Annotated in this window: 9 protein-coding genes; 6 read left to right on the top strand and 3 right to left on the bottom strand. The window is 56.5% G+C overall.

Going from position 1 to position 5,585, the window contains the following annotated elements; genetic code table 11:
• The coding region (locus JQ575_RS43655) for a hypothetical protein (RefSeq protein WP_212039307.1) at positions 1–243 on the top strand (243 nt) is incomplete at its 5' end.
• A gap of 84 nt (positions 244–327) precedes the next feature.
• On the opposite strand, the gene JQ575_RS43650 is transcribed toward JQ575_RS43655, so the two are convergent.
• Entirely contained in the window at positions 328–1,011 is a 684-nt protein-coding gene (locus tag JQ575_RS43650) for a hypothetical protein (protein ID WP_212039306.1), read from the bottom strand.
• 245 nt (positions 1,012–1,256) lie between these two features.
• Here JQ575_RS43650 and JQ575_RS43645 point away from each other — a divergent pair, with 245 nt between their 5' ends.
• The 3 genes from JQ575_RS43645 to JQ575_RS46000 all read left to right on the top strand — a co-directional run bounded on the left by JQ575_RS43645 (position 1,257) and on the right by JQ575_RS46000 (position 2,186).
• Complete coding sequence (locus tag JQ575_RS43645; RefSeq protein WP_212039305.1) at positions 1,257–1,595, top strand: hypothetical protein; 339 nt, start codon at positions 1,257–1,259, stop codon at positions 1,593–1,595.
• Positions 1,596–1,672: 77 nt separating this feature from the next.
• Positions 1,673–1,993, top strand: a complete 321-nt coding sequence (locus JQ575_RS46830; RefSeq protein WP_409364896.1) for a DUF1097 domain-containing protein — start codon at positions 1,673–1,675, stop codon at positions 1,991–1,993.
• Positions 1,977–2,186: a DUF1097 domain-containing protein gene (locus JQ575_RS46000; RefSeq protein WP_212039303.1), complete on the top strand. Its 210-nt coding sequence runs from the start codon at positions 1,977–1,979 to the stop codon at positions 2,184–2,186. Before JQ575_RS46830 ends, JQ575_RS46000 begins: the two co-directional genes overlap by 17 nt.
• 456 nt (positions 2,187–2,642) lie before the next feature.
• Here JQ575_RS46000 and JQ575_RS43630 read toward each other — a convergent pair whose 3' ends face one another.
• Both JQ575_RS43630 and JQ575_RS43625 read right to left on the bottom strand, forming a co-directional pair.
• Positions 2,643–2,804: a hypothetical protein gene (locus JQ575_RS43630; protein ID WP_157676382.1), complete on the bottom strand. Its 162-nt coding sequence runs from the start codon at positions 2,802–2,804 to the stop codon at positions 2,643–2,645.
• 638 nt (positions 2,805–3,442) lie between these two features.
• The gene (locus tag JQ575_RS43625; RefSeq protein WP_212039302.1) at positions 3,443–3,727 is read right to left on the bottom strand and encodes an usg protein; all 285 of its coding nucleotides are present in this window, start codon (positions 3,725–3,727) and stop codon (positions 3,443–3,445) included.
• A 285-nt stretch (positions 3,728–4,012) separates the two neighbouring features.
• Here JQ575_RS43625 and JQ575_RS43620 point away from each other — a divergent pair, with 285 nt between their 5' ends.
• Both JQ575_RS43620 and groL read left to right on the top strand, forming a co-directional pair.
• Positions 4,013–4,330: a co-chaperone GroES gene (locus JQ575_RS43620; RefSeq protein ID WP_212039301.1), complete on the top strand. Its 318-nt coding sequence runs from the start codon at positions 4,013–4,015 to the stop codon at positions 4,328–4,330.
• Between the two features lie 137 nt (positions 4,331–4,467).
• The coding region (gene groL / locus JQ575_RS43615) for a chaperonin GroEL (RefSeq protein ID WP_212039300.1) at positions 4,468–5,585 on the top strand (1,118 nt) is incomplete at its 3' end.

Here is a 5,585-nt window from a genome sequence, read left to right as displayed (position 1 = left end):
CGGCGGATCAAAGCCGGCCGCCCCTGGCGACGTAGCCGAACTATCCATCGCAAACAGCCGACTTTTGCAACAAAATCTGCCACAAGCGGACTCATGCACCGCAGCAAAGACCGGCTTTATTCGATCACTTCGTCGACGATAGAGTATACCCTTGGCGGTACCCCGATGCGCTTGCGCCGAAACACACCCGTGGAGCATCTGGTCGAAGCGGCACCCGTCCCGCCAGGTTCGGATGTTCCGTGACCTGTTTCTGGATCGCCGAGCTTTTGGATTTCAAGGCCGAGAGCGACGATGTCGGTTCGGAGCGGAGTTGGCTCGGATGTCCTGTCAGATCGAGCGGGCTTTCCGGTTTGTTGAGGTCCTCAAAAACGCCGCCGCTGATCCATCAAACCGAAGCTCGATTGATCCGCCGCTATTCCGGCTATCTAGGTCGGGGTCGAACTCATGCTGCCAAAGCTCATTGAGCATCGTTTCATGAATTGTATTTTTTACACGCTGAGCTTCTTCTGCATTTCCTGATGCCGTGAAGTTAGCGATAGCAGAAATGAACCTGTTGATTTCGCCAAATGGCAGCAATCGAGCGTACTGCAACTCGATTTCGGTTCCGACCTGTGGATCAGCGGGGCCGTGGTGATGGCTCGCAAAAATCTGCAGGTTTCCAACGCTATATTCGTTATAGAAAATCTCGTAGCGACGACCGTACTCCGGTTCCTCGCGGCCTGTGAGTTCAGCGTCAGATCGTTCTTGCAACCGCCATGGCTCGTTTGGCTCGAACCTGTGGTTTAGAGCGTCGGCAAACATCTCGAAATCGGAGAAGAACCGTCGATCCTCGTCGGTGATTCGTAGCTCGATGCCGTTTCGTAACGAAGACGGTGTATGATTGGGCGTGATGGGCTTGCCATTTAGCAGCTTACCTAGAAATTTCCGCTTAGGGCCACGCCCGACCGTTCTCCAGATGTAGCTGGTGAAGCCCAAATTTACCAGAACCAGCAATATCAGAACTTCGTACATGTTCGCCCCCTAGTCGCTGTTGACGGCGCTTGAGCGATAGCTGACCCGAGGAAAAAACTGCAACCCCAACCCGGTTAGCACTTTTGTGGTCGTTCACGTGGTACACTTTTTCAAGGCGTGTCCAACGCGAGTGCTGATTATTGCACGGGAGTACGCACGACGGTAACCTTGCCACTGCAATGCTTGCGATAATGGATTCTTGTACCGCTAAGGAGAGTAACAAGCCAGTTCGGAAAGTGATTTGATTGAAACTCAACACCACATTTGCAGCCATTATGGCGGCCCTTGCTGTGTGCCCGACCGGAGCCGTGGCCGGAGTCTATTCGTGTGAAATTAAGGAATGGGTGCGGGTAAATGACGAGGGACTTGTTCGGCCCGCGCCGAGTGCGTCTTTTAAACGCCAAGTATCGATAGACAAAGAAACCGGCAATGCCGTCGGCGATGCGTTGTCGGCTGCAAATCGATGGGAAGTTGCTCAAAAGGGTTCGCAAGAAAGCGTGTTCGTGACCGTTGGCTACGTTGGGTCGCGGCTCCTTTATGAAGTTGCAGTCTACGAATTCAAAATAGGACGCGAGAAGCCCTGATCATTGCCGTTCGGTCGCATCGCGGGCTTTTTTCAGCCCTCAGTGGAATCTGCCGATGATGTTTAGCATGTCGTTGGATGTGTAGGTGCCGCGTGATCGTCAGAAGCAAGGTCGGCAGCGCGGATACCCTCGCGTATCGAGCGACACGCCAAGCTTCGCGGCTTTCACACCCGTCGCACCTGGTGTTCACTTCAACGCCTGCTCTCCCTTTGAGTATCGCCGTTCTCGGAGGCATTTGGGCATTTCTCGCGCTCGGGCCCTTGAGTGGTTTCGTCCTCGTGTGGCCGGGCTTCATTGGCTGGGGTGCTTCTTCCACAGCGGCACCAACAACAATGCACTCGTTAAGACGATCGTCGGCAATGCCTATGGTGCGCTGGTCGCATGTGTCGCTCTGTTGATCATCGTCAACGTCCCGGTCCCTGGCTTGGAGCGGTCTGGCCAGCGATCGTCGTCGGCGTCACTGTTTTCTTCCTGGTCATCGTCGCCTCGATCGATCTGCTGTCCGTGGTACCGGCCAACGTCTACGGTTACGCTGCGCTTGTGGCGTACTCGCTGCACCAGCCATCCGCCGCGCCGGCCACCGGCCCATAGCAGAACCTGATCTCGCCCTCGTTCGCCAACCCGCTGGTCTTGCTCATTGTCTCGATGGTGATCGGGAGCCCTGTTCGGCTATGCCTCGGACCAGCTCGCGAAGGTGCTGCCCACAAAACAGCCGACCACGGCGGCGCACGCATAACCGAAGCACCGCGTTTGTGCCCGGTCCCAATTCCGTCATCGACTCGGTCCCAAGGTCGATGGATAACCGAACGCGGCGTCCGGTCGATTTCCGATACATGGCTAGCGCCCGCAAAGCGCCCCCTAATTGATATCGCAATGTCCGCGATCGCAGCGCCAACTATGTCCTGTATGTTCGGCAATGCCGCGAAGGGAATTGCCGGAGTTCAGAAAGACGGCAAACTAAAGGCCGCCACTATAGATGGATCTTTCTCCGTAGCCGCTCCTAATTGTTTTTGACAGGTTTAGCCACTCACGCCGGCATCAAGCGCCTTAGTTCTTTCTGGGCAGCGGTTCGTTCGCTACTTCCTCTGCCAGTAGCTTTAGAAGCTTCTCCTGCCGCGCGTCAGCTTTCGCTGCCGCCGCTTCCGATGCAGCCACGAGACTGCGATAGAGCTTAAGGTTTTGCTGGCGAATGAAAAATTGATGTTCCATAGCTACCTCCTCTGAGGGCATGGACCGAAGCGCATCGTGCGCTTGAGAATGGAGAATGGGAAGTGTCGCGCACGTATTGTCTGCCGGAACGATCGAAGACGACGACAAGCTGGGGCAAGCCGTCACCAACATCGCACTGACATCGCGCAAGCGGTTAGTTTGGGCGGCAAGCAGTCATTAAGACGGGCACAAGCCAGGATACCGTCTGGCTTGCCTACGCTTACGGCGTTGTAAATACGGTCAGCCTTTACGTCGAGCACGGACAAGAGACTTTTCATGCCATTCACGTCGAAGCGAGCAGTTCGTTTCCATTAGCGTTGCGGATCTCTTTGTTAGCCGCCGCTCTGCTAGCCGCTCTGGTTTGGATTTTGCGCCTGTTGGCCAGGCGTCTAATTCGGGTTCTGGCCGGACTTAGCGGACTAATCGCCCTGTCGATTCTGCTGACCAGACTTGTTGGGATCATTCTGTTTGTCATCCCGTCTCCTTAATGGTCGGGAACATATGACAACCGAGCATTCGGAGGTTCGTTCCGGCAAATCAAAAAGAAAGCCGTTCAATTGCCGCGCGGGCCGCGCAGTCAAGTCGCCGAGCCTCAGAATGTGCTCAGGTGCGCTCCCACCGCAATTGCTTCAGTTGAATTAGTGCAACCGGAACACGCCGTCGATAGCGTGCAGCTCAGCAGGCTTGATGAGTTTCGAGTGCACAACGGTAACTGCGAACAGGGGTCCTTCGAGTGATTTTTCCCAGAACGCGAGGAAATCCTTCAACGCCGGGAAATCCGGAAACATATCGTAGTCCTGCCAGACGTAAGCTTGCAGCAGCCAGCGCCGATCGGGACGGCGATAAACGATTTCCGCTGTTGTCAGTCCGTAGCCTAAGACCTGCTTCCTGAAATCCTTGGAAACCGCATCTTGCTCGACCATGCCAACCTCCAGCCCAACTGAAGAGTAATGCGTGATTCTCAATTCGCCAAAAAGGGAAACGTTCAATAGGTCATAGCAATCAACACGCTAGCAGCATGTTACTTCACTTGCTAGCAGCCGCTCCTCCTCCAGAAACTCAAGCCGCAGTCAAACATCGTGGGCCGAAGCCCTTGCGCCCCAGGGTCACAGGCTTATGTGAAGAGCGGCTAGCACTCGCTCATTGCGACTGCCAATCCAGAAATAATCACAAAAGCCATAATAATCACAAAAGCCATGGAGGATCGCATGAAGTTCCGTCCGCTCCACGATCGCGTCGTGGTCAAACGCATCGATGCCGAAGACAAAACCGCAGGCGGCATCCTCATTCCGGACAGTGCCAAGGAAAAGCCCTCGCAGGGCGAGATCATCGCCGTTGGTCCGGGCGGCCGTGACGAAGCCGGCAAGCTGATCCCGATCGACCTCAAGGTGGGTGACCGCGTGTTGTTCGGCAAGTGGTCGGGCACCGAGGTCAAGCTCGATGGTCAGGAACTTCTGATCATGAAGGAAAGCGACATCATGGGCGTTCTCACCGACGTTCCCGCCGCCAAGAAGAAGGCCGCTTAAGCGCTTTAGCCCGTTCCCTCATCCTGAGGAGCCGGCGCAGCCAGCATCTCGAAGGAAGAGGTCTGCAATCCAAATCTCATCCCCCAGGAATCCGCCCAGTCGCGCGCACCTTGGGATCTGGGAATACGGAGATCATTATGTCAGCCAAGGAAGTCAAATTCGGCGTTGATGCCCGCGACAGGATGCTGCGCGGTGTCGAAATTCTCAACAACGCGGTGAAGGTCACCCTCGGCCCCAAGGGCCGCAACGTCGTGCTCGACAAGTCGTTCGGCGCTCCCCGCATCACCAAGGACGGCGTCACCGTCGCCAAGGAAATCGAACTCGAAGACAAGTTCGAGAACATGGGCGCACAAATGGTGCGCGAAGTAGCCTCCAAGGCGGCCGATGCGGCCGGCGACGGAACCACCACTGCGACCGTGCTGGCGGCAGCTATCGTCCGCGAAGGCGCCAAGTCGGTTGCTGCCGGCATGAACCCGATGGATCTGAAGCGCGGTATCGACCTGGCGGTGGACGCCGTGGTCGCCGACCTCGTCAAGAACTCCAAGAAGGTCACCTCGAACGAGGAAATCGCCCAGGTCGGCACCATCTCCTCCAACGGCGACGTGGAAATCGGCAAGTTTCTTGCCGACGCCATGAAGAAGGTCGGCAATGAGGGCGTCATTACGGTTGAGGAAGCCAAGTCGCTCGAGACCGAACTCGAGGTCGTCGAAGGCATGCAGTTCGACCGCGGCTACATCTCGCCCTACTTCATCACCAACGCCGACAAGATGCGCGTTGAAATGGATGATGTCTATATTCTCGTCTACGAGAAGAAGCTCTCCAGCCTGAACGAACTGCTTCCGCTTCTGGAAGCTATCGTGCAGACCGGCAAGCCGCTGGTCATCGTCGCGGAAGACGTCGAAGGCGAAGCGCTCGCCACCCTCGTCGTCAACCGTCTGCGCGGTGGTCTGAAGGTCGCGGCCGTCAAGGCGCCGGGCTTCGGCGATCGCCGCAAGGCCATGCTGCAGGACATCGCGGTACTGACCGGCGGTCAGGCGATCTCGGAAGATCTTGGCATCAAGCTTGAGAACGTCACGCTCGCCATGCTCGGTCGCGCCAAGAAAGTGATGATTGACAAGGAGAACACCACCATCGTTAACGGCGCTGGCAAGAAGGCCGACATCGAAGCCCGCGTTCAACAGATCAAGGCGCAGATCGAGGAAACCACCTCGGACTACGACCGTGAGAAGCTGCAGGAGCGTCTGGCCAAGCTCGC

It is taken from the genome of Bradyrhizobium sp. JYMT SZCCT0428 (genome assembly GCF_018131075.1).
In the GTDB taxonomy this organism is placed as follows: domain Bacteria; phylum Pseudomonadota; class Alphaproteobacteria; order Rhizobiales; family Xanthobacteraceae; genus Bradyrhizobium.
The sequence above is the reverse complement of the archived record's forward strand: the minus strand, read 5'-3'. Positions and strand labels throughout refer to the sequence as shown.

Coding starts and splice junctions, on each gene's coding strand:
- JQ575_RS43650 (WP_212039306.1), bottom strand. CDS start 1,011: ATGTACGAAGTTCTGATATTGCTGGTTCTGGTAAATTTGGGCTTCACC.
- JQ575_RS46830 (WP_409364896.1), top strand. CDS start 1,673: ATGTGTAGGTGCCGCGTGATCGTCAGAAGCAAGGTCGGCAGCGCGGAT.
- JQ575_RS46000 (WP_212039303.1), top strand. CDS start 1,977: ATGTGTCGCTCTGTTGATCATCGTCAACGTCCCGGTCCCTGGCTTGGA.
- JQ575_RS43630 (WP_157676382.1), bottom strand. CDS start 2,804: ATGGAACATCAATTTTTCATTCGCCAGCAAAACCTTAAGCTCTATCGC.
- JQ575_RS43625 (WP_212039302.1), bottom strand. CDS start 3,727: ATGGTCGAGCAAGATGCGGTTTCCAAGGATTTCAGGAAGCAGGTCTTA.
- JQ575_RS43620 (WP_212039301.1), top strand. CDS start 4,013: ATGAAGTTCCGTCCGCTCCACGATCGCGTCGTGGTCAAACGCATCGAT.